This window comes from Cupriavidus sp. SK-3 (assembly GCF_000611145.1).
Lineage (GTDB): Bacteria > Pseudomonadota > Gammaproteobacteria > Burkholderiales > Burkholderiaceae > Cupriavidus.
Map to the genome: position 1 here is coordinate 1 of NZ_JFJV02000223.1, position 26,488 is coordinate 26,488.

Annotated in this window: 25 protein-coding genes and 4 pseudogenes; 10 read left to right on the forward strand and 19 right to left on the reverse strand. The window is 64.4% G+C overall.

Translation table 11 applies throughout. The annotated features are described in order from the left end of the window. Positions 1 to 142: 142 nt before the first annotated feature. The 15 genes and pseudogenes from CF70_RS22565 to CF70_RS22635 form a co-directional block, all read right to left on the reverse strand. Positions 143 to 1,189, reverse strand: a complete 1,047-nt coding sequence (locus CF70_RS22565) for a branched-chain amino acid ABC transporter permease (RefSeq protein ID WP_035869994.1) — start codon at positions 1,187 to 1,189, stop codon at positions 143 to 145. Between the two features lie 132 nt (positions 1,190 to 1,321). Further along, a complete protein-coding gene (locus CF70_RS22570; RefSeq protein ID WP_063830489.1) occupies positions 1,322 to 2,377 on the reverse strand; it encodes an FAD-binding oxidoreductase in 1,056 nt (351 codons plus the stop codon). Beyond that, on the reverse strand, positions 2,361 to 3,398 hold the full coding sequence (dmpG, locus tag CF70_RS22575) for a 4-hydroxy-2-oxovalerate aldolase (RefSeq protein ID WP_035869997.1): 1,038 nt from the start codon (positions 3,396 to 3,398) through the stop codon (positions 2,361 to 2,363). Before dmpG ends, CF70_RS22570 begins: the two co-directional genes overlap by 17 nt. A 47-nt stretch (positions 3,399 to 3,445) precedes the next feature. Next, positions 3,446 to 4,405 carry an acetaldehyde dehydrogenase (acetylating) gene (locus CF70_RS22580; protein ID WP_035870000.1) on the reverse strand — a complete coding sequence of 320 codons (960 nt, stop codon included), beginning with the start codon at positions 4,403 to 4,405 and terminating at the stop codon, positions 3,446 to 3,448. A 10-nt stretch (positions 4,406 to 4,415) separates the two neighbouring features. After that, positions 4,416 to 6,338: a feruloyl-CoA synthase gene (locus CF70_RS22585; protein ID WP_235185164.1), complete on the reverse strand. Its 1,923-nt coding sequence runs from the start codon at positions 6,336 to 6,338 to the stop codon at positions 4,416 to 4,418. Further along, positions 6,320 to 7,468 carry an ABC transporter substrate-binding protein gene (locus tag CF70_RS22590; RefSeq protein WP_035870004.1) on the reverse strand — a complete coding sequence of 383 codons (1,149 nt, stop codon included), beginning with the start codon at positions 7,466 to 7,468 and terminating at the stop codon, positions 6,320 to 6,322. The genes CF70_RS22585 and CF70_RS22590 overlap by 19 nt, the downstream gene beginning before the upstream one ends. Before the next feature lie 41 nt (positions 7,469 to 7,509). Next, the gene (locus CF70_RS22595; protein ID WP_035870007.1) at positions 7,510 to 8,292 is read right to left on the reverse strand and encodes a 2-keto-4-pentenoate hydratase; all 783 of its coding nucleotides are present in this window, start codon (positions 8,290 to 8,292) and stop codon (positions 7,510 to 7,512) included. A gap of 70 nt (positions 8,293 to 8,362) precedes the next feature. Next, positions 8,363 to 9,442 carry an NAD(P)H-dependent flavin oxidoreductase gene (locus CF70_RS22600; protein ID WP_081862291.1) on the reverse strand — a complete coding sequence of 360 codons (1,080 nt, stop codon included), beginning with the start codon at positions 9,440 to 9,442 and terminating at the stop codon, positions 8,363 to 8,365. A gap of 88 nt (positions 9,443 to 9,530) precedes the next feature. Next, positions 9,531 to 10,307, reverse strand: a pseudogene (gene hcaB, locus CF70_RS39045) (3-(cis-5,6-dihydroxycyclohexa-1,3-dien-1-yl)propanoate dehydrogenase); the annotation flags it as partial. A 2-nt stretch (positions 10,308 to 10,309) separates the two neighbouring features. Further along, entirely contained in the window at positions 10,310 to 10,861 is a 552-nt protein-coding gene (locus CF70_RS22610) for a 3-phenylpropionate/cinnamic acid dioxygenase subunit beta (RefSeq protein WP_081862292.1), read from the reverse strand. Next, positions 10,858 to 12,258: an aromatic ring-hydroxylating dioxygenase subunit alpha gene (locus CF70_RS22615; RefSeq protein WP_051648797.1), complete on the reverse strand. Its 1,401-nt coding sequence runs from the start codon at positions 12,256 to 12,258 to the stop codon at positions 10,858 to 10,860. Before CF70_RS22615 ends, CF70_RS22610 begins: the two co-directional genes overlap by 4 nt. Positions 12,259 to 12,268: 10 nt before the next feature. Next, positions 12,269 to 12,613, reverse strand: coding sequence for a non-heme iron oxygenase ferredoxin subunit (locus CF70_RS22620; protein ID WP_035870011.1), 345 nt, complete (start codon positions 12,611 to 12,613; stop codon positions 12,269 to 12,271). Between the two features lie 50 nt (positions 12,614 to 12,663). Beyond that, a complete protein-coding gene (locus CF70_RS22625; RefSeq protein ID WP_035870015.1) occupies positions 12,664 to 13,503 on the reverse strand; it encodes a protocatechuate 3,4-dioxygenase in 840 nt (279 codons plus the stop codon). A 27-nt stretch (positions 13,504 to 13,530) separates the two neighbouring features. Continuing rightward, positions 13,531 to 13,827, reverse strand: coding sequence for an extradiol ring-cleavage dioxygenase (locus tag CF70_RS22630; RefSeq protein WP_035870019.1), 297 nt, complete (start codon positions 13,825 to 13,827; stop codon positions 13,531 to 13,533). A gap of 4 nt (positions 13,828 to 13,831) precedes the next feature. Continuing rightward, positions 13,832 to 14,653, reverse strand: coding sequence for an alpha/beta fold hydrolase (locus CF70_RS22635; protein ID WP_035870022.1), 822 nt, complete (start codon positions 14,651 to 14,653; stop codon positions 13,832 to 13,834). Positions 14,654 to 14,826: 173 nt separating this feature from the next. Between CF70_RS22635 and CF70_RS22640 the strand changes: the two genes are divergently transcribed. From CF70_RS22640 to CF70_RS22650, 3 genes are all read left to right on the forward strand, one after another. Further along, positions 14,827 to 15,420, forward strand: a complete 594-nt coding sequence (locus tag CF70_RS22640; protein ID WP_035870025.1) for a TetR/AcrR family transcriptional regulator — start codon at positions 14,827 to 14,829, stop codon at positions 15,418 to 15,420. Positions 15,421 to 15,987: 567 nt separating this feature from the next. Beyond that, entirely contained in the window at positions 15,988 to 16,125 is a 138-nt protein-coding gene (locus CF70_RS36725) for a hypothetical protein (RefSeq protein WP_160172284.1), read from the forward strand. 221 nt (positions 16,126 to 16,346) lie between these two features. Continuing rightward, a complete protein-coding gene (locus tag CF70_RS22650; protein ID WP_035870032.1) occupies positions 16,347 to 16,637 on the forward strand; it encodes a hypothetical protein in 291 nt (96 codons plus the stop codon). A 51-nt stretch (positions 16,638 to 16,688) separates the two neighbouring features. Here CF70_RS22650 and CF70_RS22655 read toward each other — a convergent pair whose 3' ends face one another. Next, on the reverse strand, positions 16,689 to 18,092 hold the full coding sequence (locus CF70_RS22655) for a PLP-dependent aminotransferase family protein (RefSeq protein ID WP_035870035.1): 1,404 nt from the start codon (positions 18,090 to 18,092) through the stop codon (positions 16,689 to 16,691). A gap of 315 nt (positions 18,093 to 18,407) precedes the next feature. Between CF70_RS22655 and cyoA the strand changes: the two genes are divergently transcribed. The 4 genes from cyoA to cyoD all read left to right on the forward strand — a co-directional run bounded on the left by cyoA (position 18,408) and on the right by cyoD (position 22,290). Next, positions 18,408 to 19,268: a ubiquinol oxidase subunit II gene (cyoA, locus tag CF70_RS22660; protein ID WP_051648802.1), complete on the forward strand. Its 861-nt coding sequence runs from the start codon at positions 18,408 to 18,410 to the stop codon at positions 19,266 to 19,268. A gap of 68 nt (positions 19,269 to 19,336) precedes the next feature. Then, entirely contained in the window at positions 19,337 to 21,313 is a 1,977-nt protein-coding gene (gene cyoB, locus CF70_RS22665; protein WP_035870038.1) for a cytochrome o ubiquinol oxidase subunit I, read from the forward strand. Positions 21,314 to 21,316: 3 nt separating this feature from the next. After that, positions 21,317 to 21,919 carry a cytochrome o ubiquinol oxidase subunit III gene (cyoC, locus tag CF70_RS22670; protein ID WP_035870040.1) on the forward strand — a complete coding sequence of 201 codons (603 nt, stop codon included), beginning with the start codon at positions 21,317 to 21,319 and terminating at the stop codon, positions 21,917 to 21,919. Beyond that, positions 21,916 to 22,290 (forward strand): cytochrome o ubiquinol oxidase subunit IV, encoded by a 375-nt coding sequence (gene cyoD / locus CF70_RS22675; protein WP_035870043.1) that lies wholly within the window; start codon positions 21,916 to 21,918, stop codon positions 22,288 to 22,290. The genes cyoC and cyoD overlap by 4 nt, the downstream gene beginning before the upstream one ends. An 86-nt stretch (positions 22,291 to 22,376) precedes the next feature. Here the strand turns inward: cyoD and CF70_RS22680 are convergent, their stop codons facing one another. Next, complete coding sequence (locus CF70_RS22680; RefSeq protein WP_152561883.1) at positions 22,377 to 23,201, reverse strand: hypothetical protein; 825 nt, start codon at positions 23,199 to 23,201, stop codon at positions 22,377 to 22,379. A 326-nt stretch (positions 23,202 to 23,527) separates the two neighbouring features. Further along, the gene (gene cynR / locus CF70_RS22685; RefSeq protein WP_035870049.1) at positions 23,528 to 24,427 is read right to left on the reverse strand and encodes a transcriptional regulator CynR; all 900 of its coding nucleotides are present in this window, start codon (positions 24,425 to 24,427) and stop codon (positions 23,528 to 23,530) included. Positions 24,428 to 24,544: 117 nt separating this feature from the next. Between cynR and CF70_RS22690 the strand changes: the two genes are divergently transcribed. Both CF70_RS22690 and cynS read left to right on the forward strand, forming a co-directional pair. Beyond that, the gene (locus CF70_RS22690; protein WP_035870052.1) at positions 24,545 to 25,204 is read left to right on the forward strand and encodes a carbonic anhydrase; all 660 of its coding nucleotides are present in this window, start codon (positions 24,545 to 24,547) and stop codon (positions 25,202 to 25,204) included. Between the two features lie 7 nt (positions 25,205 to 25,211). Further along, positions 25,212 to 25,511: pseudogene (cynS, locus tag CF70_RS22695) on the forward strand (cyanase); the annotation flags it as partial. A 288-nt stretch (positions 25,512 to 25,799) separates the two neighbouring features. Here cynS and CF70_RS39050 read toward each other — a convergent pair. After that, positions 25,800 to 25,949, reverse strand: a pseudogene (locus tag CF70_RS39050) (hypothetical protein); the annotation flags it as partial. On the opposite strand from CF70_RS39050, the pseudogene CF70_RS22700 reads away from it, so the two are divergent. Beyond that, positions 25,877 to 26,287, forward strand: a pseudogene (locus tag CF70_RS22700) (IclR family transcriptional regulator); the annotation flags it as partial. The pseudogenes CF70_RS39050 and CF70_RS22700 overlap by 73 nt on opposite strands. Between the last annotated feature and the right edge of the window lie 201 nt (positions 26,288 to 26,488).

The following is a 26,488-nucleotide window of genomic DNA, read 5'->3' on the forward strand; positions in this document are numbered from 1 at the left end:
ATCCAGAACTCGGGGGTGGGGAGCACCGGCACCGCCACCAGCAACGCGATGGCAAGCAGGAACCAGAAACGTGACGAGGGCCGCCGGCCGGCCGCGACGGCAGCCGGCGCAACCGCGCTCTTCTTTGCCAGGATATTCATGGTCACTCCTCCTCGGCGTGCTTGCTGCTGAGCGAACGCCAGAGCAATACCGGGATGATTAGCGTAAAGACGATCACTTCCTTCAAGGCGCTGGCCCAGAAGGAGGAATAGGACTCGAGCAAACCGACGAGCAGCGCGCCCGCCGCGGCCAGCGGATAGCTGACCAGTCCGCCGACGATGGCGCCGACAAAGCCCTTGAGACCGATCAGGAAGCCCGACTCGTAGTAGACCGTGGTCAACGGCGCGATCAGCACGCCGCAGAGCGCCCCGAGCGCTGCCGCCAGCGTGAGCGAGAGCCTGCCCGCCTGGTGCGTGCCGATGCCGATCAGGCGCGCGCCCAGCCGGTTGACCGCCGTGGCGCGCAGCGCCTTGCCGGAAATGGTGTGTTCGAAGTACCAGTAAAGCGCGCCGATCAGTGCCGCGGCGACGCCGACGACCCAGAGGCTCTGGGCGGAGACCTGCACGGCATCGAACTCGAAGCGCGCGTCGGAGATCGGCGTGGCGCGCGAGCCTTCGGCGCCGAACATCACCAGCCCCAACCCTACCAGCGCGAAATGCACGGCAACGGAGACGATCAGCAGCACCAGCGTGCTCGACTCGGCCAGCGGCTGGTAGGCGACCCGGTACAACAAGGCACCCATGGGGGTAATGACCAACAGCGCCAGGCCAACCTGAAGCATCAGCGGCAGTGACTGCAATGCGACGGAATTCGCGAGAAGATACAGCGCGAGTGGAAAGCCGATGTTGCGCGCCGCCGCCGTGGCGATTCGTTTCGCCAATGCGCCCCGATGCGGCTGCCGGAGCATGGCGGCGGCCTCGAGGAAGAAGGCCACGGCGCCAAGCCCAAGCAGCAGCGCCATGGTTGCCGGCACCCGGCCGCTTTGAATGGCGACCAGCGTGAGCGCCCCGAAGGCGACAAACTCGCCCTGCGGGATAAAGATGATGCGTGTGACCGAGAACACCAGCACCAATGCCAGCGCAAGCAGGGCATAGATGGCGCCGGTGGTGATCCCATCCTGCATGAGCAGGATCGCGATGGTCGAATCCATTGTGTCTCCTCCAGATGCCGCTTGCGCGGAGATTTTCACTATCCTCCTGCGCCACGGCTATATACGTCTTGATATGTCTTGATATGTCTTGCTCTAAGCCCGACCGCACTTTCCCGACGAAAGATGTGGCGTCTATCTTGCCTGCCTGATTGCCGTGATGAACGCGTCGCTATGGAAGCTGGCGGGAAGCAACCCGTTGTCGCGCGTCAGCACATGGCTGGCTGCATCCACCATCAGCGGATTCCCGCAGGCGTACACCTCGTACGCCGAAAGATCCGGGAAGTCGCAAGCGACCGCCTCGTGCACAAAGCCCGTGCGCCCTGTCCATGGGCCATCCGGCTCGGACAGCACGGGAACGAAGCGGAGGCGTTCGCTGGAAGCGGCCCAGCGCGCCGCCTCGTCCCACGCGTAGAGGTCTTCCTTGCGCCGGCCACCCCAGTAAAGCGTGGCACCCCGTCTTGATAGCGCCTCGTGGTGGCTACGCATGAACGACGCGATTGGCGCATAGCCCGTGCCGGATGCCAGCAGGATGACCGGAGCATCGGAATCCTGCAGGGTAAACGCGCCGAAGGGCCCTTCCAGCCGCAGCACATCCCTCTGCTTGAGCTTTTCGTACACATGCGGCGAGAACCGCCCTCCGGGCATTGCGCGGACATGCCATTCGATGGTGCCCTGCGTATCCGGCGCATTCGCCATCGAGTAGCTGCGCCGCGTGCCGTCGCGCAGGATCACGTCCATATACTGGCCGGGTGAAAAGGAAAAATCGGCACCGCCCTGCACGTGCAGCGACACGATGGCCACGTCAGCGCTCACCCGGCGCACCTCCGCCACCCGCGCTGGCGCTTGCACCACGCGCCGGCCCGGGATGGCGGAGACTTCGGGCGCTTCGATGGTGACATCGCTCACCGGCCGCGCTACGCAGGTCAGGCAGTGCCCTGGCCGCACCCCTTCCGAGATGAAGCCGGCAGGATAGGCAACCTCCCCGGCAATCACGCGTGCCTCGCACGAATTGCACTCCCCCCGGCGGCAACTGTGTTTCGGGAAGAAACCCTGCGATACCGCCGTATCCAGCAGCGACGCGCCGGACGCACACCGCAACTGGACACCCGCGGGCACGATGGTCAGTGTGAGCGGCGGTACGGCGTCGTCCGCGGGCCGCGCCAGTTGCGCTTCAGTGTCGGGCGCCATCTTGAGCTTCCAGTTGCCGTGCCTTCAGATCCAGGGCCACGTCCACGATCATGTCTTCCTGGCCCCCCACCATGCGGCGCTTGCCGAGCTCCACGAGGATGTCGACCGTCTTCAGGTCATACTGGGCGGCCGCCCTTTCCGCGTGCCGCAGGAAACTGGAATACACACCCGCGTAGCCCAGGGCAAGCGTCTCGCGGTCGACCCGCACCGGGCGATCCTGCAAGGGGCGCACCAGGTCGTCGGCGGCGTCCATCAGCTTGTAGAGGTCGCAACCGTGCGACCAGCCCAGGCGCTCGGCCGCGGCGATAAAGACTTCCAGTGGCGCGTTGCCCGCGCCAGCGCCCATGCCGGCAAGGCTGGCATCGATCCGGTTGCAGCCTTCCTCGACCGCGACGATGGAGTTGGCCACACCCAGGCTGAGGTTGTGGTGCGCATGCATGCCGGTCTGCGTGGCGGGATCCAGCACGTCCTTGAAGGCCCGGAAGCGGTCGCGCACATCGTTCATGGTCAGCGCGCCACCGGAATCGACCACGTAGATGCAGGTCGCGCCGTAGCTTTCCATCAGCTTGGCCTGCCCCGCGAGCGCTTGCGGCGTGGTCATGTGGCTCATCATCAGGAAGCCCACAGTATCCATGCCGAGCTGCCGGGCATATTCGATATGCTGGCGGGAGATATCGGCCTCGGTGCTATGGGTTGCCACCCGGACCACGCGCGCGCCGGCGTCATAGGCGGCGCGCAGGTCATGGGTGGTGCCGATGCCGGGCAACAGCAAGGTGGCGATCCTGGCGCGGCTCACCGACTCCGCGGCGGCGGCGATCCACTCGACGTCGCTGTGCGCGCCAAATCCGTAGTTGAACGACGACCCTTGCAGGCCGTCGCCATGGGCGACTTCGATCGAGTCGACATTTGCCTCGTCGAGCGCGCGTGCGATGGCCTTGACCTGCGCGATGCTGTATTGGTGGCGGATGGCATGCGAGCCATCCCGCAAGGTCACGTCGGAGATATAGAGCTTGGTTTCCATCTTTTTTCCTGGCCTTTGTCCTGGCCTTTGTCCTGGCATTGGGTTCTTCACGCGACTTCCGCCACGGCAGCGGCAAGGTGGCGCTGCGCGAGCTGCTCGGCGGTCGCCAGCGCGGCCGAAGTCATGATGTCGAGATTGCCGGCGTAGGCGGGAAGATAGTGGGCGGCGCCCTCGACCTCCAGGAAAACGGTAGTCTTCAAACCCGTCATCCGCCCGACCCCCGGAATATTCAGCGGCTGGCTTTCACTGAATTGCTCGAACTGCACGCGTTGCTTGAGGCGGTATCCCGGCACATAGGCGTTGACGCGGGCTACCATCGCTTCCACCGCCGCCTCGATGCGCGCCGTGTCCGCCACCTCGGACAGCGTGTACACCGTGTCGCGCATCAGCAGCGGCGGCTCTGCCGGGTTGAGCACGATGATGGCCTTGCCCTTGCGGGCGCCACCTACCACCTCCAGCGCGCGGGAGGTGGTTTCCGTGAATTCGTCGATATTGGCGCGCGTTCCCGGTCCGGCCGACTTGCTGGAGATCGATGCGACGATTTCCGCGTAGTGGACCGGCGCCACCGAGGCGACGGCCGCGACGATGGGGATGGTGGCCTGCCCGCCGCACGTCACCATATTGACGTTGCGGCCGTCGAGGTTGGCATCCAGGTTCACCACCGGCACGCAATACGGCCCGATGGCGGCCGGCGTCAGGTCGACCACGCGGATGCCCGGCTTGCGCGTGCGCAGCAGCTTGTCGTTCTCGATATGGGCGCCGGCCGACGTGGCATCGAAGACGATATCGATATCGGCGAACGCCGGCATGTCGACCAGGCCGGCCACGCCCGTCGCGCACGTGGCAACACCGAGGCGGCTGGCGCGCGCCAGGCCGTCCGATGCAGGGTCGATGCCGACCATCACGCCCATTTCGAGGTGCTTGCCATGGCGCAGGATCTTGATCATCAGGTCCGTGCCGATATTGCCGGAGCCGACGATCGCGGCCTTCAGTTTTTGGGTCATGATTTTGCTTCCGTTAGCCCTGGGAGATTCTGTCTGGATAGATCACGGACTCGCAGTCCGAATAGAGGCGGTCCACATCGCCGGCGCGCAGCGTCAGTACCGCGCGCTGGTTGATGTAGCCCTTATCTGTAATTTCGCCGTGTTCGATGGCCGGGGCCGCGGACAGCAGCACGGCGCGGGCCGGGCGCTGGGACGAGCCGGCGCCCCGGCAAAGCTCGGCCAGCACCGCGCCGAGCGCGCGCCTGACTTCCGGCACCAGCCCCAGCGACTTGCCGCATAGCGTGCCATCCTGGTCGTTGGCAAGGGTGCGCAGCTTCGCGCTGGGAAACACCAGCAGGCCGACCTCATCGCGATCGTGGCCGGTGATGACGATATCCAGCGCATAGGGCGACATCGCCGAGACCGCCCGCACGCGCAGCGCGCCAACCGAGACCCAGGTGCCCGTGGTCAGCTTGAAGTCCTCGGACACACGGCCGTCAAAGATGACGCCGCTGTTCGGGTCGGCGGGGTCGGCGAGCCGCCCCGCATCGCCCATGCGATAGAAGCCTTGCTCGTCGAACGCGGCGCGCGTCTTCTCCTCGTCGCCGAGATAGCCCGCGAAGATCGACGGCCCGCGCACGCGCAGTTCGTGCTTGTCCTGGCAGGGCACGAACTTCAGTTCCACGCCAGGGACAGGCACGCCGATATTGCGCGTATCCGACGAGGAGAAATGCGCACTCGTCACAACGGGAGAGGTTTCCGTCGAGCCCCACTCCGTCGTGAAGAAGAGCGATTGATGCCGCACCCCGCGCGCCACCGCGCGCAGGCGGTCCGCCGTCTTCTGCGGCAGCGCCGCGGCCGCGAAGAACAGCATGTCCAGCCGTCCGAACAACGCGGCGGCCAGCGCTTCGTCCGCCTCCAGGTAGGGCAGCAGCGCGTCGTAGCCCTTGGGCACGTTGAAGAACAGCGTCGGGCGAACCTGCCGGATGCCCTCGATGGTCCGCTCGATCAGGCCGGGCGCCGGGCGGCCGTCGTCGATATACAGCGAGCCGCCGTTGCGCAAAACCAGGTTGAAATTGTGGTTGGCGCCGAAGGTATGGCTCCACGGCAGCCAGTCCAGCACCACGGGATGCGCCTCGTCCACGAACGGCCAGCACTGCGCGATCATCTGCTGGTTGGCGCAGAGCATCTCGTGCGTGTTCGGCACCAGCTTGGGCGCGCCCGTCGAGCCGGAAGTCAGCAGGATGCGGGCAACGGTGCTGCCCGTGATGCGGTGAAACGCCGCGTCCACGCCGGGACCGGCGCTGGCCGCGCAGAGCGCGGAGAACGGCATCTCGCCGCCGGTGGCGCCCGTGGCATAGACCACTGGGCACGAGAGCCCGGCTCCCCGTATTGCCGCCCCATACAATGCGGCATCTTCCGCATAGACAAGGCCCGGATGCAGGCTGGCCAGAATGGCGTGCAGCTTGCCATGATCGCTGCCCATCCTGGCATAGGCCGACGACACCACAGCGATGCGCCGCCCTACGTGCATAGCCGCCAGCGAAAGCAGCGCCAGGTTCACGCTGTTGTCCGACAGGGCGACGACCGGGGCATCCTCGGCGATACCGAGATCCAGCAGCGCCTGGCCGATATTGCGGACCGTGGCAAGCGCCTCGCCGTAGCTGACGGTATGCCAGCCCGATTCCCTGCGCTCCGCCAGGAAGACGCGGGACGGCGCCCTGGCCGCCCATCGGGCGAGCCATTCGCCAATACAGCGATCGAATGCCGCCAGCGGCGCCGACGAGCGCAAGACGAAGCTGCCATCGGGCAGGTCGGTGCGCACGATGCTGGGCCGCGCCAGCCGCAGGCCGGTATCGGGCCCGGCGGTATCGGGCGCGGATGCGCGGGGGGCGATGGCGGGCATCGGGCTCATCGGGCTGATCGGGCTCATCGGCCTCATTTGGCGAGCTTCCATGTGCCCTCCTGCACCTTGACCAGGATGCGGCCGCGCGCATCATAGCTGGAATGGTCGGTCTTGCTGATGTTGATCACGCCATGCGCGCCGGGCAGGTCCGTCGTGCCCTCGATGGCGTCGCGCAACGCCTGCCGGAAGCCCGGCGTGCCCGGCTGTGCCGTCCTTGCCGCCGTGGCCACGGCGCGTTCCAGCACCAGGTAGGCGTCATACGCGTAGGCGGCGAAGAGATCGCGCGAGCCCGTGCCGTACTTCGCTTCGTAGCGCTTGACGAATTCGGTGGCCACCGCCTTGCTGGGATGGTCCGCCGGCAGTTGCTCCGCCACCAGCAGCACGCCTGCGGGCAAGACCACGCCATCCGCGGACTTGCCGCCCACGCGCAGGAAGTCGTTGTTCGCCACGCCGTGTGTCTGATAGATCGCGCCCTTGAAGCCGCGCTCGCGCAAGGTGGCCATCGGCAGCGCGGCTGGCGTGCCACTGCCGGCTACGATCACCGCATCGGGCTTCGCGGCCAGCAGCTTGATGGTCTGCCCGGCCACCGACTGGTCGGTGCGCGCGAAGCGTTCGACCGCCGTGACGCGGATGCCGGCGGCTTCCGCGCGCGGCTGGATATCCTTGAGCCACGCCTCTCCGTAGGAATCGTTGTAGCCGACGAATCCCAAGGTGGCGACCTTGCGGGCCTTCATGTCATCGACCAGGGCCGTGGACATCACCGCCACCGATTGCGGCAGGGAGAAAGCCCAGGCCATCAGTTCAGGCTTGGGGATGAAGGGACACAGGCCGATGGACGGTGTCTTGCCTTCCGCGGCGACAGCGGCGACGGCCAGGCAGGCCGGCGTGGTCGACGAGCCGACGATAGCGTCCGCTTTCTCTTCCTGGATCAGCCGGCGCGCGTTCTTCGAGGCGGCGGAGGGGTCCGTAGCATCGTCGAGGACGACGTAGCGCACCGGCTTTCCACCCAGCGTCTTCGGCAGCATCGCGATCGCCTGCTTTTCCGGGATGCCCAGCGACGCGCCCGGCCCGGTCGCGGATACCGTGACACCGATGGTCACCTCGGCGGTTTGCGCAACCGCGGCAGCGGTCCATGCGGACAGGGCGATCCCCGCCGCGATCGCAGCGTACTTGATTTGCATTGCAGTCTCCTGGTTGCCCGTTCTGGCGACGGGCGTTAGCGTCAATCCACGTGGCAGCGCACCTGCCCCAGCCCTTCGATTTCCAGATGCAGTTCGTCGCCGTGGCCCATCTTGAACATGGGCCCGAGCGCGCCCGAGAGGACGACATCGCCGGCACGCAGCGGCTCGCCCATCGCGATCATGGTGCGCGCCAGCCACCACGCGGCATGCAGCGGATGACCCAGGCAAGCGGCCCCGTCGCCCTCTGAAGCTGGCTCGGCATTGCGCGTGAAGCGCATCGCGCAATCGGCCAGCGCCAGTTCGGTCACGCGCTTCGGATCGGTACCGAGCACGTAAAGTCCGCAGGACGCGTTGTCCGCGACCGTATCGACCAGCGTGATCTTCCAGTCCTGGATCGCACTGTCGACGATCTCGATGGCGGGCAACGCAAATTCGATGGCGCGCAGGAAGCGCCCCCAGGTGAGGGTCTCGTCGTCCAGGTCGCGGCCGATGACGAAGGCCACCTCCCCTTCCGCCTTGGGCTGGATCAGCGATCCGGAAGGAATCGCGGAGCCGGACAGGAACTCCATATCGGCGAACAGCACGCCGAAATCCGGCTGGTCGACGCCGAGTTGCGCCTGCACGGCCTTCGACGTCAGGCCGATCTTCTTGCCGCTGATGGCACGGCCTTCGCTGAGCGCGCGACTCGTGTTGGCGGCGGCGACGGCATAGGCTGCTTCGAGGCCGGCGATGCCGAAGGTCTCGGAGACCCTGGCAATGGGGCTGCGCTCGCGGCGGGCCTGGTACAGCGCGTCGGCCGCTTGCTGGATGGGGGTGTCTGTCATTGTTGTCTGCCTGGTGATGCTTGTTGTCTTATGTCCGTCTGTCTGTCTGTCTGCCTGCCTGCCCGCAACGCTAGGCGGCGGCGAGACGCTCCACGGTGTCGGAATAGACCGGACGGTATCTCGGCATCAGATGCAGGAGTTGCCCGGCCTCCGCGGCCAGGCAGCCGGCATAGCTGTCAGCCAGCTCCGCAACCACGTCCTCGACCGACCCGACCGCCCGGATCGCGCCGACACCGTGGCCCGCCGACCACACGTCCCGCCATGCCTTCGGCGCGGAAGCGATGTCGCCGGAGAAATCGATCTTTTTCTCCTCCTTGAGCTTTTCAGGGGTGAAGCCCGCCGCCGCCACGGTCGGCTTGAGCCAGTTCGCCATCACGCCGGATACGGCAGTGGACTGGACCAGGTCTTCCATGCTGCTGTCCACCAGCATGTCGCGGTAGGCAGGCGCAGCCATGCTTTCCCGCGTCGCGATCAGGCGGGTGCCGACCACCACGAAATCGGCGCCCAGCAACTGCGCTGCCCGGATCTCCGCGCCGCTGGAAATGGCGCCAGCCAGGCCGATGGGACCATCCCAGAAGCGCCGGACTTCCGCCAGGAAGGCGAACGGGTGATAGGTGCCGGTATGGCCGCCGGCGCCGCTGGTGACCAGCACCAGGCCGTCCACGCCGGCGTCGATCGCCTTGCGGGCCAGCGCCGGGGAAATGACGTCCGCCATCACCAGCCCGCCGTAGCCGTGCACGCGCTCCAGCACGCGGCGCGGGCTGCCCAGCGCCGTGGTGACGATGCCCGGGCGATACCGTTCGACCAGCTCCATTTCCGCGTCGAAGCGGTCATAGCTGCTGTGGACGATCATGTTCAGCGCCCACGGCACTTGCGGGCTGTGGACGGCCTCGGCTGCGATCCGCGCCAGCGCTGCATCGAGCGCGGCGAGGTTGCGCGCGTTCGGGGCGGCGTAGGTGCCGACGATGCCCGCCTTCATGCTGGCGGTCACCAGGTCCGGGCCGGACACCAGGAACATCGGCGCCGCCATGACCGGCAGGCGCGCTCCGGCGAAGACATCGCGCACGGCGGCGTGCGAGGCGTTGGGTGGTGCGCTGGGTGGTGCGTTGGGTGATGCGTTGGATGTGCTGGGGGCGTTGGGGGCGTTCATCTCGTCGGTTCTCGTCTTTTATCCGTTCTTGCGCTGTCAGCGATCCCGGGGACGGCCGGGCCGCCCCCGCACTTCCCAGCCCCCCCCNTTCCCAGCCGCCATCGCTTTGCAGGATGGCGGCGGTGGTTGCCGGGGAATTGGTGCGCGAGGCCAGTAGCACGTAGTGCCCGGTGTGGTCCTCCGGCTGGGCGATGAAACCCAGTGGCACCGAGTTAGCCACGGCATCCGAGAAACCGGGGATCTCCGACAGCAGGGTTTCCTGCTTGCCAAGGGACTCCGGGCCTTTCAATGGTGTCACCGTGCCGCCGGGCGCCACGCCGTTCACGCGGATTTCCGGTGCCAGTTCATAGGCGAGCTGGCGGATCAGGCCCACACAGGCGTGTTTGGACGCCACGTAGACCGGGCCGCCGCCGCCGGCATAAAAGCTGGAGTTCGACAACGTGAAGATCATGCTGCCCCGCGTTTCCCGCAGTGCGGGTGCAGCCGCATGGGCCGCCAGCAGGTAGCCCAGCACGTTGACGTCGAACACTTCCCGGAAGGTCGCGCTGACCACGCCGCGATCGAGCTTGCGCAGCGTGGCGAAGTGGTCCCATACGCCGGCATTCCCGACCAGTGTGTCGAGCTTGCCGAATGCCTTGACGGTGGCTTGCACCGCCTCCGTGTTGGCATCCTCCGAGCGCACATCGCCCACCGTGACCGCCACGCGGCTGCCGAACTCGGCCCGCATGGCATCCGCCGCCTGCGCATTGCGCACCAGCACGCCGACGCCGGCAGCGCCCTCGGCAAGGAACCTGCGCGTGACCGCCAGGCCAATGCCTGAGTTGGCGCCGGTCACCAGTGCCACATCGTTATCGAGCCAGCCCATGATCAGAAGAAGGTATTGAGGTTCTTGGACATCAGCAGGGACTGCGTGATGACAATCTTGCGGCGGGCGATGCGGAAATCCTCGCCGCCGGCGCGCAGCACATCCTCGCGCCGGCCCAGCAGCAGATCGTTGTCCGCCTCGCCCCGGCTCCGGTAATTGACGAAGACCGAATGCACGATGAACTCGCCATCCGCCTCACCCGCGTACGCCTCGATATTGCTGATCACGTGCACGTGCCGGGTAGGCGGATCCTCGGCCCAGGCGGAGGGCTGCTTGAAGCGGGCGACGCGGCGTGACAGGTCGAAGTGGTTGTCGTCGAAATACGCGCCCCGCCCGATGGCGTAGGCGCCGAGCTTGTCCGCGCGGCGGCGGTTTTCGATGGCGGGCATCCAGTAGTGGATGTCGTCCGTCATCAGCGCGAGCCAGTCGCTCCACGCCTCGCTGTCGAGCAGGCGTGCCTCGCGGTACAGGAACTGCCGGATCCTGTGGGCGGTGGCAAGGTCCACCGCTTGCAGCGCCGGGGTTGCAGGTTGCGGTTGCGGGAGCGCGCTCATGCGACCTCCTTCAGGCTGTCGTTGGCGAATGCGCTCTCGGGCAGGCTCGGCTTGTCGCGCACCGGGACTTCCTCCCACGCGCGCGCCTGCATCAGGTCCAGCCAGCGCTGGTAGAACGCCCGGTGATTGGCTTCGTTCACCTGGTTGCGATAGACGTTCCCCGGCAACTCGCTGTTGGCCAGCCTGGTATCGCGGCCCAGGCCCATGTACAGATCCTGCTGGCGCGTGACGAAGCCGGCGTTGGTGCGGGTGGAGAACTCGAAATTCTCGCCGTCATCCATCTCGAACACGCCGGAGGGCGAGAACGTCAGCATGGTGCCCTTGAGCCAGCGATCCTTGATGTCCTGCGGCGCGCTCTTGTTGACGATGGTCCAGGTGTGCAGCTCGATCTTGCCCGGCCCGCGCGGATGCCAGACGCGGAAGGTGTTCTGCCCCGGCAGGAAGGAAAGGTTCGGGAAGACGCTGACCGAGGAGATCGAGCCGATCATCTTCGAGCGGAACTCGCCAAGCCGCTCGGCCACCTTGGGCTGGATCCCGTACAGGTACTTGCGGATTTCCTTGTCGCCCAGGGTCGCCGCGTTGCCGACGATGTCCAGGTTGAACTCCCAGCCGTGGCCGTTGAAATTGACGTGGTAGGAGTCCGGGTCCTTGTAGACCTCGGCCACCGGTCCGCCGAGCATGGCGCGCGCGGCGGAGTCATGCGTCCACAGCGCGTGATAGATGTCGCCGATAAAATTCTCGACCGGGACTTTCCAGTTGCAGTTGATCACCGACTTGACGCAACCGCCGACGAATTCCGTGCCCTCGCCATCCATGTCCAGCATGACGTCCAGGTAATAGCGGAAATCGCCGAGGAACTCCTCCAGCGAAGGCGCGTCCGGATCCATATTGCCGAACATCAGCCCCTTGTAGCTCGCCACCTTGGCAACCGGATGCAGCCCGTGCTCCGCGCGGTCCATGCCGCTGGCCTCGAACAGCTCCTGCCCGGCCATGCCGCGCAGCGCGCCATCGATGCCGAAACTCCAGCCGTGGTAGTTGCAGACAAAGCTGCGCGCGTTGCCGGCATCGGTGAAGTTCAGCTTGTTGCCGCGATGCGGGCAGGTATTCAGGAAGGCACGAATGGAGCCGTCCTTTTGCCGCACCACGATCACATTGTCTTCCGCCATATAGGTGGTGACGTAGTCGCCTGCCTTGGGAATCTGCGACTCGTGGGCCAGGAAGAGCCAGCTGCGCGCGAAGATCTTCTCCAGCTCCTGCTCATAGATGCGCTGGTCCCAGTAGACCCGGCGCGACAGCCTGCCGGTGTCGAGGTCAAGCAGGCGATCCAGGTCGCGCAGGGGCGCGCTGGCGGGGTCCTTGCGCAAGCGTTCGCAATTGCCGCTGCATTCGTGTGTCATGTTCGGTCTCTCAGATGGCAGAAGACGCCGCTTCGGATTCCTCGTCCAGATCGGCGTAGATCTGGTCACCCTCCAGGATTACCTTGTACGTGCGCAGGTCGACCGTGCACGGGAATCCAACTGCCTGTCCGGTGGGGATGTGGAACTGGCCGTCATGGACCGGGCAGGCGATCAGGTCGCCATCGACGATGTCGCCTTCGGACAGCGACGCGGTCGCGTGCGTGCACACGTCGCTGGTGGCGAAATACTCGCCGTCGATGTTGTAGACGGCCAGGGGGCAGCCCGATGTCTCGACCTTGCACACCTGGCCTGGCGCCAGCGCTTCGCGCTGGATCAGGAAGACTTTATTGCTCATTGCTGTATTTCCTTCTTGTCCGGCTTACCGCCGGTCACTGCGTCACTGCGTCACTGCAGATGCAGCTGGACGAATCCCAGTCCGGTCACCCATTCCGGGACGGCTTCATAGGCGATGGTCTCGCCGCGCGCGCCTTCCAGCGCGCCCATCGCGCAGGCCCAGTTCCGGATCTCCATGCCACCGTTGCCGCCGTTGGCCAGGATGTACTCGTCGCTGAGGGCGGCAAGCGCCCGCAGGTCGTTGCGTTCGGCATAACCCAGGATCTCGCGATCAAAGGTTTCGTTGACCTTGCCCATCTCCGCGGTGCCGACCCAGTGGCTGATGCCGCCGCTGCCGATCACCACGACCCGTTCATCTTCCGGACCAGCGCTGACCGCATCGCGGATGTGGCGGCCGACCTGGATGGCGCGTTCCATCCGGATATAGGGGTCGACACCGGCCGCGAGGTAGACCGGGACGGTACCGACGGCGTGGCCCGCTTCCCGCATCGGCTGCACCATCAACTGGTTCGGGATCGCAATCGCATGGTCCACCGTCAGCGCGCGCGCCACTGCCCAGTCGAAGCCGTTTGCGTGGCCTTCCCTGGCGATATGCGATGCCAGCGCCTCGCTGTTCGGTATCACGCCGCGCTTCAGGCCGGGCATGGCATCCAGCGGGCCGTCGACATCGCCCGTGCCGATCAGGTAACTGGGCAGGCAACCGGTGCCGAACAGCATGTAGTGGTCCGCGCCCACGATCACCACGCTGGTGGGCGCCAGTTCGGCCAGCCGCGCCGCGCAAGTCTTGAAGGCATTCCACATGCGGTCCCGCACCGCGGGAGCCGGCGCATCGGGCGCGACGAACATCACCGGGTCATGGGGCACCAGGAAGCCACCTACGATCTTTCCCATCTTTTGTTCCTGCTCCTGTTCCTGTTCCTAACGCTTCAATGCGGCGCTGTGCAACGCCTCCGCCGCGCCGACCGGGCGCAGCTTCTTCATGTAGGCGCGCATGTCGCGCTCCGGCGACAGCTCCTGCCAGAAGCCCATGGTCAGCATCGGGTTGACGCCGGCCTGCTGCAGGCCAAGCACATCGAACTGCATCAACATGGCCCGCTCCGCTTCGCCAAGGGCGAAGCGCCGCAGATAGGCTTCGGCATCTTCGCGAAAGCGCTGCTTGGCCGCGCGATCTACCGTGAGCTGGTGGAGGACCTTTTCGAGGACGTTGCGGCTCATGGTCTCAGGCGCAGAAATGGGTGACCAGGTGCAGGAAGTCAGCTCGCCGCTCGGTCTGGACCCAGTGCCCGCACTGGCCGAACAGGTGCAGGTCCGCCTGCGGGATCGTGCGTGCCAGGAGCTGGCCGCATGCCGGCGGGACCACGCGGTCTTCGCGTCCGTGCAGCACCAGCGTGGGCGCCTCGATCTTGGCGATGGCGGCTTCCGGGAAACCCTTGACGATCGTCGGCCCTTCCGCGTTGGGCTTGGGCAGCAGCTTGCGCAACGCATCCTGGGCACCGGGACGGGCGCTGGCCTCATAGCGGGACTGCACCATTTCCGGGGTGATGATCGACTGGTCGAAGGGGAACAGCCGCATCGTCTTTTCCATGTTCTCCGGCGACGGCTCGTACTCCCACGCGGAACGCAGGCCCGGCGTCTGCTCGAACTCCCCCGCCGGCGTGCCAAGCAGCACAAGGCGCTCGACGCGCTTGGGATCGAACACCGCCAGGCCGACGGAAAGTGCACCGCCAAAGGAATTGCCTACAAACGAAGCCTTCTCGATGTCCAGCGCATCCATGATGCCGACCAGATGCCGCACCCATAGCTTGATGTCGTACTTCGTGCCTTCCTTGAACTCGGTAAAGCCAAAGCCCGCAATGTCCGGAACGATGACGCGGAAGGTCTTGGCGAGTTCGCCCATCACGCCCTTCCAGTTCGACCAGCCCGACACGCCCGGGCCCGAGCCATGCAGCAGGAAAAGCGGCTTCCCCGAGCCCTGGTCGAAGTAGTTGGTTTGGTGTTCTGCGGCGGTCAAGGTCAAGCCGACGCCTTCGTACTGACTCATCTCAATTTCTCCATACACATACGTATGTGTATGGTAGGAAGCGAAGCAGATCCGGTCAAGCACGAAATCCCGCTAATTGATCGGGGTTAACCCGAAAACTGCCGAGAACCCTGCCATACATATGTGTATTGAGCGAGGGAAGTACAATCCTCACCATATTTCTTGGAGGCACTATGCCAAAAGGCACGGGGGCGAGTTCCGCGGCCCCTCGCAACCAACTCACGCCGGAAGACTGGATCAAGGCTGCCCGCAATCTGCTGGTCAGCCGGAGCATTGACGCCGTGCGCGTCGAAGTGCTCGCCAAGGAACTGGAGGTCACGCGCGGCAGCTTCTATTGGCACTTCAAGGACCGTGAAGACCTGCTGCGCCGCATGCTGACCGCCTGGCGAGATGAAGCCACCGAGCAGATCATTTACCGCTTCGAACGCCGCGGACTGCCGCCGCGGGAGCTGATCCGGGACTTGCTCTCGTTGCCGTTCCGGGGGACGGCCGCGGAGGAGGCAGCGTCAACCGAACTTGCCATCCGTGCCTGGGCTCGCCGGGAAGAGCGGGTACGCCAGGTGCTTGACGAAGTCGATGCCAAGCGCCTTTCCTATATCGCACAATGCTTCAGCGCACTCGGGTTCGACATCCCCGAAGCGCGGGCCAGGGCTTTTGCACTATACAGTTATGAATTGTCGGAGTCCCTGCTGTCCCATCAGGGCACCGCGGCGCAGAAGGAAGAGCGCAGGGCCTGCATCGAACGCCTGTTGCTGGCGCAGGTTTAGGGGCCGTCCGGGGGCCGGGGACCGGCGGCCGCCCCATCGGCTTGCCGTAGATGCGTGCCCAAAAGCCGCGCGGCGGAGGAAAGAGGTACCCCCGAGCGCGTGGCCAGCAACAGCCGCCGGCTCGCCCACGCATCCGCTGATTCCGGTAATTGCAGAGTCCTGCCGCAAGCTGGAATGGTGAATGTGGGTCAATCACTGGGAGGCTGAGCGGGAAGACGAAGTGCTGGATAGCCCGTTTCGCCCCGCCCCAGGTGCCAGATTGCTGAAGTTTGTGCGATCGCGCCCGTTGGTGGATGACTCTCTCCAGGCAGAGGCTGGCGCAATCGCCAGGCAGGCGCCCGCAGTGCTCGCGAGATGGCGCGAATAACTCTCCCGAAACATGTACCCCGAGGTACACGATGCCCAGGCGCCCGAACGGGACATGGCCCTGCAGGGCTTCACGTTATTTCCGAGAAGGAATATCTTTCCGAAATCTCTCAACTTCTCCATGTAGATACTTTCGGCGAATGTGTTCTGCAAAGCCCAGGCTGCCTCTATATAAGACTTCCGACTGGAAGCCGTGTCAATATGACCGAAGTTTTAAAAACAGGCTATATCTTCGTAGAGATCGGCATCGAATTTGGAGCGAAAGGATTGACTTCCGCTGGCAAGGCCTTCATTGCCTCGATTAGCACCTTCTACCCTACAAGCCTCGAAAAGAAGTAGTCCCGCTCCCCTGCCCTGTGCGCAAGCTGCTGCTTTTCCAGGCAGATTCATACTTGTCCTATATCTATCGAATAGGCCCCCATGCTATTAATGACGGCAGACTGCCTTATTGATCGCTATCACGAGAATTGGCAGTCTGCCAGGCAGAGGCAAAAGGCACATGAAGTGTGCCTTTAAATTAGTGAATTCGCCTTTGCAGACCATTTCTCCCCAACAGGGGCATGGAGATCAAATTGGACCGAGGAATCAAAGACGAAGGCTTCGTTAGCCACGCGCTGGAAATTGCGGATCGCGGCTGCGGGCGCTGGATCGCCAATCAAAGCGCTTTCAATCATCCGGCCAGGCATCCGCTGGAGCCGATGGTGAAGGCGGCGATTGTGACGGCAGTGGCGATCTATGTGCAGAAATTCCGCTGGCCGGAAGAAGAGCTGGCCAGTGCCTTGGCCATCGTTACCGTAGGGGACGCGCAGGTATTGATCGATCGGCTCTTTCTGAGCGTACCCAAGCCGTAATACCGAGCAATACTTGCATGCAAGAAAGCCGCCTGCGGGCGGCTTTTCTGATCAAACCACGATCTCCCCGGACATCTGCGGCTTGCGCGCCAATAATTCCGCCAGTTTCTTCAATGCAGCCGCAAGATGAGAACGCGTCTCGACCCCGCCCAGCGAAATGCGGATCGCGTTGGGCGGCGTGGGCCCGGAATAAAACGCTTCAGAGGCGGTGACCCGCAAATCCTCAGCCCGCGCGGCCTGCGTCAGCGCCTGGGACGTCCAGTAGCTCGGCAACCGGTGCCAGACATGTATGCCGCTGGGCGGCGCCTGGTCCACGCTCGACAGCAACTGCCGTGCAAGCTCCCGCCGCGCGAACGCTTCCGCGCGGATCCCGGCCAGCAGCTGGGCTGCGGAGCCTTCGTGAATCCACTGTGTGGCCAGCGCGGTCGACAATGGCGTCGACATCAGCGCAAAGGAGCGCAGCGCGGCCAGCACGCCCGCCCGGCTGCGCGCATCGGGCAAGCGGATGTAGGCGGTCCGCAGTCCCGGACTCAGGCATTTCGATAGCGTGGAGACGTAGTAGACCTGGCCCGGCGCAAAGTGGGCCACAGGCGGCGGTGCATTGCTGCCGAGCAGCCAGTAAGGATCGTCTTCGATGATCCAGGCGCCGCACTTCTGCGCGGCCAGCGCGATATCGCGGCGGCGATGCCCGGGCATGGTCCGCGCGGTCGGGTTCTGGATGGTTGGATTCAGGTAGATCGCGCGCGCGCCATGCTCGCGGCATGCTTGCTCCAGCGCATCGGGCCGCATTCCTTCGTCATCGGCGGAGATGGTCACCACGCGCCTCCCGAGCTGTTCCGCCGCCGCGCGCAGACCCGGATAGATCAGCGGCTCCGCGATGATCGCCTCGCCGGGCTGCGTGAGCGTGAGGATCAGCGCCGCCAGCGCGGCCTGGGCGCCGGGGCAGGCAATCAGTTGTTGCGGGCTGACCGGTTCCAGCATCGGTTTCAGCCACATGGCGCCGGCGGCCCGGTCCGCTTTGCTGCCGCCACCGAGCTGGTAGGTCATGAGCAGGTGCGCATCGGACCGCAACAGCACCTGCGACAAGCCGCGCTGCAACATGTCGTGGAAATCCACGCCGGCAGGAGGCGGCGGCACGTTCATGCTCAGGTCGACCATCTGCGCCAGTTCGACCTTCGGCGCGGCGACGAACGTGCCCAGCGCTCCGCGCGCCTCGATCAGGTTGCGCCGCTTGGCCTCGGTGAAGGCCCGCGTCACCGTGGTGAGATCCACCCCGAGCTGCCCGGCCAGGGTGCGTTGCGGCGGCAGGCGGTCCCCCGGGTTCAGCTGCCCTTCCCCCACCGCGCGCTCGATGAAGCCAACGATCTGCTGGTAGCGCGCACCCTCGCCGCGCACGAAGGCGGTCGACCAGTCGGGTCCGGCCCCTTCATCTTGTATGGATTCCGTTTGACGCATTTTCCTTGATGTATGGCCTTTGTCTTACATTATCATGCGCCGCAGCATCACACAAATCCATACATTTAACGCTTTGTATGCGTTTCCCGCCGTCCGGGCGGATTTCCCTTTCTCGCAATGGTTTCCAGCGTGCTGTGGCAGGCGGTCTCGACGCGTGCGCCGGTTATGTGATGCATAACCAAGGTATGTCTTATGCGTAACTTAATGGCCGGCGCAAGCCATGCTGTCCGGCGCGATTCCAACAACAGGCACAGGCTGAACAACACAGGCAACGGCGCGCTGCGCTGCGCGGGGCTGCTCCTGGGTGCCGGAGCCATGCTCCTGCTCAGCGGCTGCCAGCTAGAGCTGCTATCGCCGAAGGGCGACATCGGGCACCAGGAAAGGACCCTGATCCTGGTGTCGCTGTTCCTGATGCTGCTGGTCGTCATTCCCGTCATTTTCCTGACGCTCTATTTCGGCTGGCGCTATCGCGCGTCCAATACCAAAGCAACCTATGCGCCCAAGTGGGCCCACTCCACCAGCATCGAGGTGGTCATCTGGACCATTCCGTGCGTGATCGTGGCCGCCCTGGCGGTTCTTATCTGGCGCACCACCCATTCGCTCGATCCTTACCGGCCGCTGGAGTCGACGGTCAAGCCCGTGCGCGTCGAGGCCGTGGCCCTGAACTGGAAATGGCTGTTCATCTACCCGGATTACGGCATCGCCTCGGTCAACCGGTTGCCGATCCCGGTCCATACGCCGATCAATTTCAAGATCACCGCGGAATCGATGATGAACTCCCTGTTCATCCCACAGCTCGGCAGCCAGGTCTACGCCATGGCCGGCATGGAAACCAAGCTGCACCTGATCGCCGACACGCCCGGCATCTACGCGGGGCTGTCCGCGGCCTATAGCGGCCCCGGATTCTCCGACATGCATTTCGACACCGTGGCCACCTCGCGCGAGGAGTTCGACGCCTGGGTCCGGCAAGCCAGGAAATCACCGCTGGTGCTGGACGAGAAGGCCTACCGCACGCTGGAGCTCCCGAGCACCAAAACGCCGGTGACCACCTACGCGAGCGTCGCGCCAGACCTGTTCCAGGGCATCGTCAACAAATACATGCATAGCGATGCGCGTGGCGATGTGCGCGGAGAAGTCTGCACAGCCCAAAGCCCCCCGCTGGCCGCCAACCCATGAAGCCAATGAATCCGCAACCTACGCAACATATGCAACACAACCACGCCGCGGCCACGGAGCACTGATCCATGTTCGGAAAATTAAACATCGATGCGATCCCGTACCATGAACCCATCATCATGGGTACGCTGGTCGCAGTCCTCCTGCTCGGTGCCGCGCTGACCGGCGCCGTTACCTACTTTGGCAAATGGAAGTACCTGTGGACCGAGTGGATCTGCTCGGTCGACCACAAGCGCATCGGCGTGATGTACATCATCATGGCGCTGGTCATGCTGCTGCGCGGCTTTGCCGACGCCATCATGATGCGCGTGCAGCAGGCGATCGCCGTGGGCGATGCGGCCGGCTACCTGCCTCCGCATCACTACGACCAGATCTTCACCGCGCACGGCGTGATCATGATCTTCTTCGTGGCGACGCCGTTCATCCTCGGCCTGATGAATGTCATCGTGCCGCTGCAGATCGGCGCCCGCGACGTGGCCTATCCGTTCGTGAACTCGCTCAGCTTCTGGCTCTCGGCGGTGGGCGCGGTGCTGGTCATGCTGTCGATGTTCGTCGGCGACTTTGCCGCTACTGGCTGGGTCGCCTATCCGCCGTTATCCGGGCTGGGATACAGCCCAACGGTGGGGGTCGACTACTACATATGGTCATTGCAGATATCGGGATTAGGGACAACGCTCACCGGCATCAACTTCATCGTCACCATCCTGCGCATGCGTGCGCCGGGCCTGACCCTGATGAAGATGCCGGTGTTCACCTGGACCGCGCTGATCACCAACATCCTGATCGTCGCCGTTTTCCCCGTCCTGACCGCCACGCTCGCCCTGCTCACCGCCGACAGGTACCTGGGCATGCATTTCTTCACCAATGAGCTTGGCGGCAACGCCATGATGTACGTCAACCTGATCTGGATCTGGGGACACCCCGAGGTCTACATCCTGATCCTGCCGTGCTTCGGGGCCTTCTCCGAGATCATCTCGACCTTCTCCGGCAAGCCGCTGTTTGGCTACAAGTCGATGGTGTACGCCACCTCGTCGATCGGCATCCTGTCGTTCTTCGTCTGGCTGCATCACTTCTTCACAATGGGCTCGGGCGCCAACGTCAATGCCTTCTTCGGGATCATGACGTCCATCATCTCGATCCCGACCGGGGTGAAGCTGTTCAACTGGCTGTTCACAATGTACCGCGGCCGCATCCGCTACCACTCTTCGACGCTGTGGACGATCGGCTTCATGGTCACCTTTGCCGTCGGCGGCATGACGGGTGTGCTGCTGGCCGTGCCCGGCGCCGATTTCGTGCTGCATAACAGCCTGTTCCTGGTCGCGCACTTCCACAACGTGATCATCGGCGGCGTGATCTTCGGCTGCCTGGCCGCGATGAGCTTCTGGTTCCCCAAGGTGTTCGGCTTCACCCTGAACGAGCGCTGGGGCAAGATCTCGTTCTGGTGCTGGCTGGTTGGCTTCTACCTGGCCTTCATGCCGCTCTACGTGCTCGGCTTCAAGGGCATGACCCGCCGCATGAATCACTACACGCACGCGGACTGGCAGCCTTACCTGATCGTCGCGCTATGCGGTGCCGTCATCATCGGTGCCGGCATCGTCGCCCTGCTTGTCCAGTTGGCCGTCAGCGTGCGCGACCGCAAGAACAACCGCGATCTCACCGGCGATCCCTGGGACGGCCGCAGCCTGGAGTGGGCCACCGCCTCGCCCGCGCCCTTCTACAACTTTGCCCATGTGCCGCACATCACCTCGCTGGAGCAGCACTGGGACGACAAGGAAGCGGGCCGTGCCTATGTCCGGCCAGGCCACTATGAAGACATCCATATGCCCAGGAATACCAGCGCGGGCGTGATCGTCTCGGCGTTCGGCCTGGTGCTCTGCTTCGCCCTCGTATGGCATATGTGGGCGCTCGCGGGCCTTGGCCTGCTGGGCATCATCGGCACCTTCATCGCACGGACCTACGACCGCGACGTGGACTACTACGTCCCCGCGACCGAAGTCGAACGCATCGAAAACTCGCGCTATGCGCAGCTACGCAAGGCGGCTTGACCCATGAGCTACACAGTCATTCACAACGCGCACGAACATGTCGGGCACGACGACGGAACGAAGACCACGCTAGGGTTCTGGATCTACCTGATGAGCGACTGCCTGATCTTCGCAGTGCTGTTCGCTACCTTCGGGGTACTCGCCGGCAACACGGCCGGCGGCCCGAGCGGCAGGGACCTGTTCGAGCTGCCGTTCGTGCTCGGGGAAACGATGCTGCTGCTGGTCAGCAGCTTCACCTTCGGCGTGGCCATGCTCAACATGCAGGCCGGGCGGGAGCGTCAGGTCATCCGGTGGCTGGGCGTCACGTTCCTGCTCGGCGCGGCCTTCATCGCCATGGAGCTGTACGAATTCGCCGAACTGCTTCATGCCGGCGCGGGGCCGGGCGTCAGCGCGTTCCTGTCTTCCTACTTTTCCCTGGTGGGCACCCACGGCCTGCATGTGAGCTGCGGCCTGCTGTGGATCCTGGTCATGATGCACCAGGTCAAATGCTTCGGACTGGATGGCGTGACCCGGCGCCGGCTGGCCTGCCTCAGCCTGTTCTGGCACTTCCTGGACCTGATCTGGATCTGCGTGTTTACCTTTGTCTACCTGCGAGAGTTTGTATGAAGACCGCCCACCTCCCCACCGGATCCGCGGCTCACGCGGCGCACGGCAGCATGAAAGGCTATCTGATCGGCTTTGCGCTGTCGCTGGTGCTCACCCTGGCGTCGTTCGGCGCGGTGATGGAAGGGCTCGTGCCCAAAGGCACGGGCCTCGCCGCCATCGTGGTGCTCTGCATCGCCCAACTGGTGGTGCAGCTGGTTTTCTTCCTGCACATCGGCACGTCTGCCGACCAGCGCCAGAACACGGCGATCTTCATCTGCACCGGGGCGCTGATCGCCATCATCGTCGCGGGATCGTTGTGGGTCATGCACAACGCCAACGTCAACATGATGCCGATGGATATGTCGCCGGAACGGGCGCGCCTGCGCGACTAGCGGGTCCGTGGCGCGGGTCCGTGGCCGGATCGCTTCTCCCGCGATCCGGCCACGCGCCGCGCGCGTCCCAACGGACAAATGGCTCTCTAGATAAACAGACTGCCGGCCGCCGCTTTGCTCAGGGCGGCTGACCAGTTACGGGAATTGTGCAAGCGCGCCGCCCGGTCCCCGAGCATGCTGTCGCCTCCCTCCCAATAGACCCAGCTCCGCCCTCGCCTTATCCGGTCCAGGTAAGCGACTTCAAATCCGGCCGGCAAGCGATAGACCATTGCCTCCAGCACGCTTTCGTCAGCGCCGAACACACCTGCAAGCCTGACCCTCCCGCCAGACAGTCCATCTGCAATCCTCAGGTCCAGATACGGCACGAACAGTCCGGCGCGGCGCAGTGCGTCAGGCATCGCGGAGGTCCAATCCCTGATAGCGTCACGCAACGCGCCAAGCGCAAGCGAGAACGCCCGCTCGTTTCTGGCCATCAGCACACGGCCGCTAAGCACGCCGTCGACCAGTGCATTGCCAGTTCCATGAAATGCCAGATCTGCAAGAGATCCGCCTTCGGCGTGGCGCTGACCGAGAAGCTCCAGGCAAGCCGCGAGGCCAGTTGCTGTCTTCTCGCCAAGGCTCAAGGCCGGGCAACGCGGATCGGATCCGGAAAGCAGAACCAGCACGTCGGCGGCATGGCGTGGTGACGCCAGCACGATGCGGTCATAGGCGAGACCGGCGTCCCGCATGAATAGCTCAAGCGCGGCACAGGCCGGACACCCGTCCAGTGAAAATAGCTGATACGTCATGAGTGAGACAGTTTCTCTGGCGCCGACGATACGCGCTAAGGACACGCCGGCGGCCGCAGGAATGGGCGCGAGCGCGTGGCCGCGCGAACCGCGCATGGAACGGATTCTTCGAATGTCGCGCAATGTCTTTGTCCCGGTGGGTCCGGGAGTCGCCGGGTCAACCGGCGGCATTGGCTTAGAGAGATGTTGCCGCAGCGCAGCAAGGAAAAACAGGAGCAGAAGACCGCTATTTACTGCGGAGCAGACGCAGCGTCTTGCGTGCTATTTTGACGAACGCCGAGCCCTTGCGATCAGTTGTGCCGGAACCGGAATGAACAATGCCTGATGGTGGACAGCCACGAAAGGCGATGGCCATGGACAGGGAGTGCCCAGCCTTCATCCGATGTCTCGAAGGCCGGGCTCGCCAGTGTCTCGAATCTGAATTTCGTTGGAGAGATAGCGCGAACGGATCAACGCAGGTTGCGCCCGCCGGCGCCGCATGCGGCTTGTGCAAAGTCGGAAAAGGCCCGCGCGGCCACGGTCCGGTATGCGCCCTTGCGCTGGAGCAATGCGGCTCCCCGGGGCGGCAGCGGCGGCTCCACCTTGAGCCTGCAAAGCTCGCTTTTGTCTTCAACGATGGCAGCGGGCAGCACCGTCATCAACCGGCCACGGCGCACTGCCTCGATCACGGCGTTGACAGAGTTCGCCTCGAATGCGATTCGCGGGGGAACGCCTTGCCCGCCAAAGTAGCTATCGATATAGCGGCGCGTTGCAAACTCCATGGTGAGCAACGCCATCGGCTCTCCCTCCAGTTCCTTCAGCGTCAGCGCCGTTCGCCGCCTGGCAAAGCGGTGCGCCGCGCCCACCACCAGTGAGAGCCGCTCCTGCATCAAGGTCTGAGCTTCGATGTCAGGCAGATGCACGTCCTCAAAGGCGATCCCGACATCCAGGTTGTCGGCGGCCAGCAGTTGCTCGATCTGCTCCTGCGGTATTTCCAGCAGGCGCAGCGTGACGCCGGGATATTTCTCGTTGAATCCCATGACCAGCGGCCCGACCAGATAGGGCGCGAAAGTGGGCGTCATCGCCAGGCGCAAGGTGCCCCGCGTCAGGTCGCGCACATCGTGGATGGCCCGCGTCCCCGCCTCCAGGTCCTGCAGCGCGCGGCGCGCATAGAGCAGGTACGCCTGGCCGGCATCCGTGGTCCTGATGCTGCGCCCGGACCGGTCGAAAAGCTGCACGCCCAGGGTCTCCTCAAGCTGCCTGATCTGCTGCGACAACGTTGGCTGGGAAACGTGCAGCAGTTCGGCGGCTCGCGTGAAGTTGCCACTGTCGGCGACGGCAAGGAAGTAACGGATATGACGCAGCAGCATGGGATTCAACTATTGGTATTGCCTATGGAAAGCATAATAAACCGGTCTTGGACCCTATAGCGAAATTCGTCCATGATTCTCGCATCGGTTCACCACCCACCACGATAGAGCAAAGCGATGCAAGACCTCATTGACGGATTCCTGAAGTTCCAGCGCGAAGAGTTCCCGAAACGCTCCGAACTCTTCAAGCGTCTGGCCACGCGCCAGAATCCGCGCACGCTGTTCATCGCCTGCTCCGACAGCCGGGTCGTGCCCGAACTGCTGACCCAACGCGAGCCTGGCGACCTGTTCGTGATCCGCAACGCCGGCAACGTGGTGCCGTCATACGGCACGCAGCCCGGTGGCGTTTCCGCCAGCGTCGAGTACGCGGTCGCTGGGCTTGGCGTCGCGGACGTGGTGATCTGCGGCCACTCGGATTGCGGCGCCATGACCGCGATTGCCACCTGCCAATGCCTGGATCACATGCCGGCCGTCGCCGGCTGGCTGCGTCACTGCGATGCCGCCAAGTCCATCAACGAGGCGCGCGAGCACGCATCGCCGCGCGCGCGTGTCGATTCGATGGTGCGCGAGAACGTCATCGCGCAACTCGCCAACATCAAGACCCATCCGTCCGTTGCCCTCGCGCTCGAGCAAGGGCGCCTGCAGCTTCACGGCTGGGTGTACGACATCGAAACGGGTTCGATCGCCGCCCTGGATGGCACCACGAACCGCTTTGTAGCCCTTGCGGACCATCCGCATGTCTGTGCAACCCCAACCAGGCACGGCATTGCTGCCTGAACACGTCGCCAATTCGGTTGCCGACAAGCTCGAACTGGGTGAGGATGCCGCGCGCCTGCTGCAGACCATCCCGTTGCGCGGCAGCATTCCGGGCGGCGTGCCGACCGACCCGACCATCTACCGGTTCTATGAAATCGTGCAGATCTATGGTTCGACGCTCAAGGCCCTGGTGCACGAGAAGTTCGGCGACGGCATCATCAGCGCCATCAACTTCAGGCTGGACATCCAGAAGGTCGAGGACCCGGACGGCGGTCACCGCGCCGTGATCACCCTCGACCGGAAGTATCTGCCCACAAAGCCCTTCTGAGCCGCCATTGGACGGCAGACGCATGCAAGCGGCTTTCGCCGCCCGCCGCGAACCCGCCAGCTCGCCGACCGGGCACTGCACGCGGTCCGGCACAGCCGAGGCTGGACGCGCGCTACGCGGGGATCTCCGCCATGCCGAGGAGTTTCAGCCGCTGCACCTTGCCGGACGGTCCCTTGGGCAGTTCGTCGACAAAGCGGAATGACCTGGGTGTCTTGTAAGCGCCCAGTTCGTCATGACATTCGGGCCACGCACCAGGATCTCGCCCGCCTCACCCGAAGCGACCACATTTCCCTCCGCATTGACAAGCCCGACCTCATTGCCAAAGGCCCGCCCAAGACTGCCGATCTTGCGCAGGGCTCTAGCCCCGGGTCGAAATCGAATGGCCGTTGCGCATGCACTTGCAGCCGGGCTCGCATGTGCCGCTACATCGCTCGGCAAGCGGCAAAGTCCCGCTCAGCTTCCTGCCGAAGGAAAGACGCGACCGCATGGTCGATACATTGCCGCTGCACGCGTATTCGGAGCGGACCATCATTGATCGCGAAGCGTTGCGCAAAGAACTTGCGACGACACGCAAGCGCACGCTGACCATCAAAGAACGGGAGCATCTGCAGGGGGTGATCGCGATTGCGGTGCCGGTCATGCTGGATCGCAATCGTGCCTGCGCGGCGATCGCGGTGCAGGCGCCGGTCGGGCGGCTTACGCTCGACGACCTGCTGGCCTTCGTCCCCGATCTGCGCAAGGCTGCCGAAGAAACGGCGGAGACATTCCGGACATGACCAGCTGATGCAGTGCCAGGCAAGGGGGGGCCGCCACGCTGCTGGCGGCGGAAAGGATTTGAACTACGCGCGGTCGAGCCATTCGCGATGCGAACGATACCCGGCGATCCAGCACTATTTCTTGCCCGTGATCACGAATCAGGCACAAGTGTACCGATCAGCGTAAACGAAGCCACAAAAGCAAAACCCCCCAGTACTTTC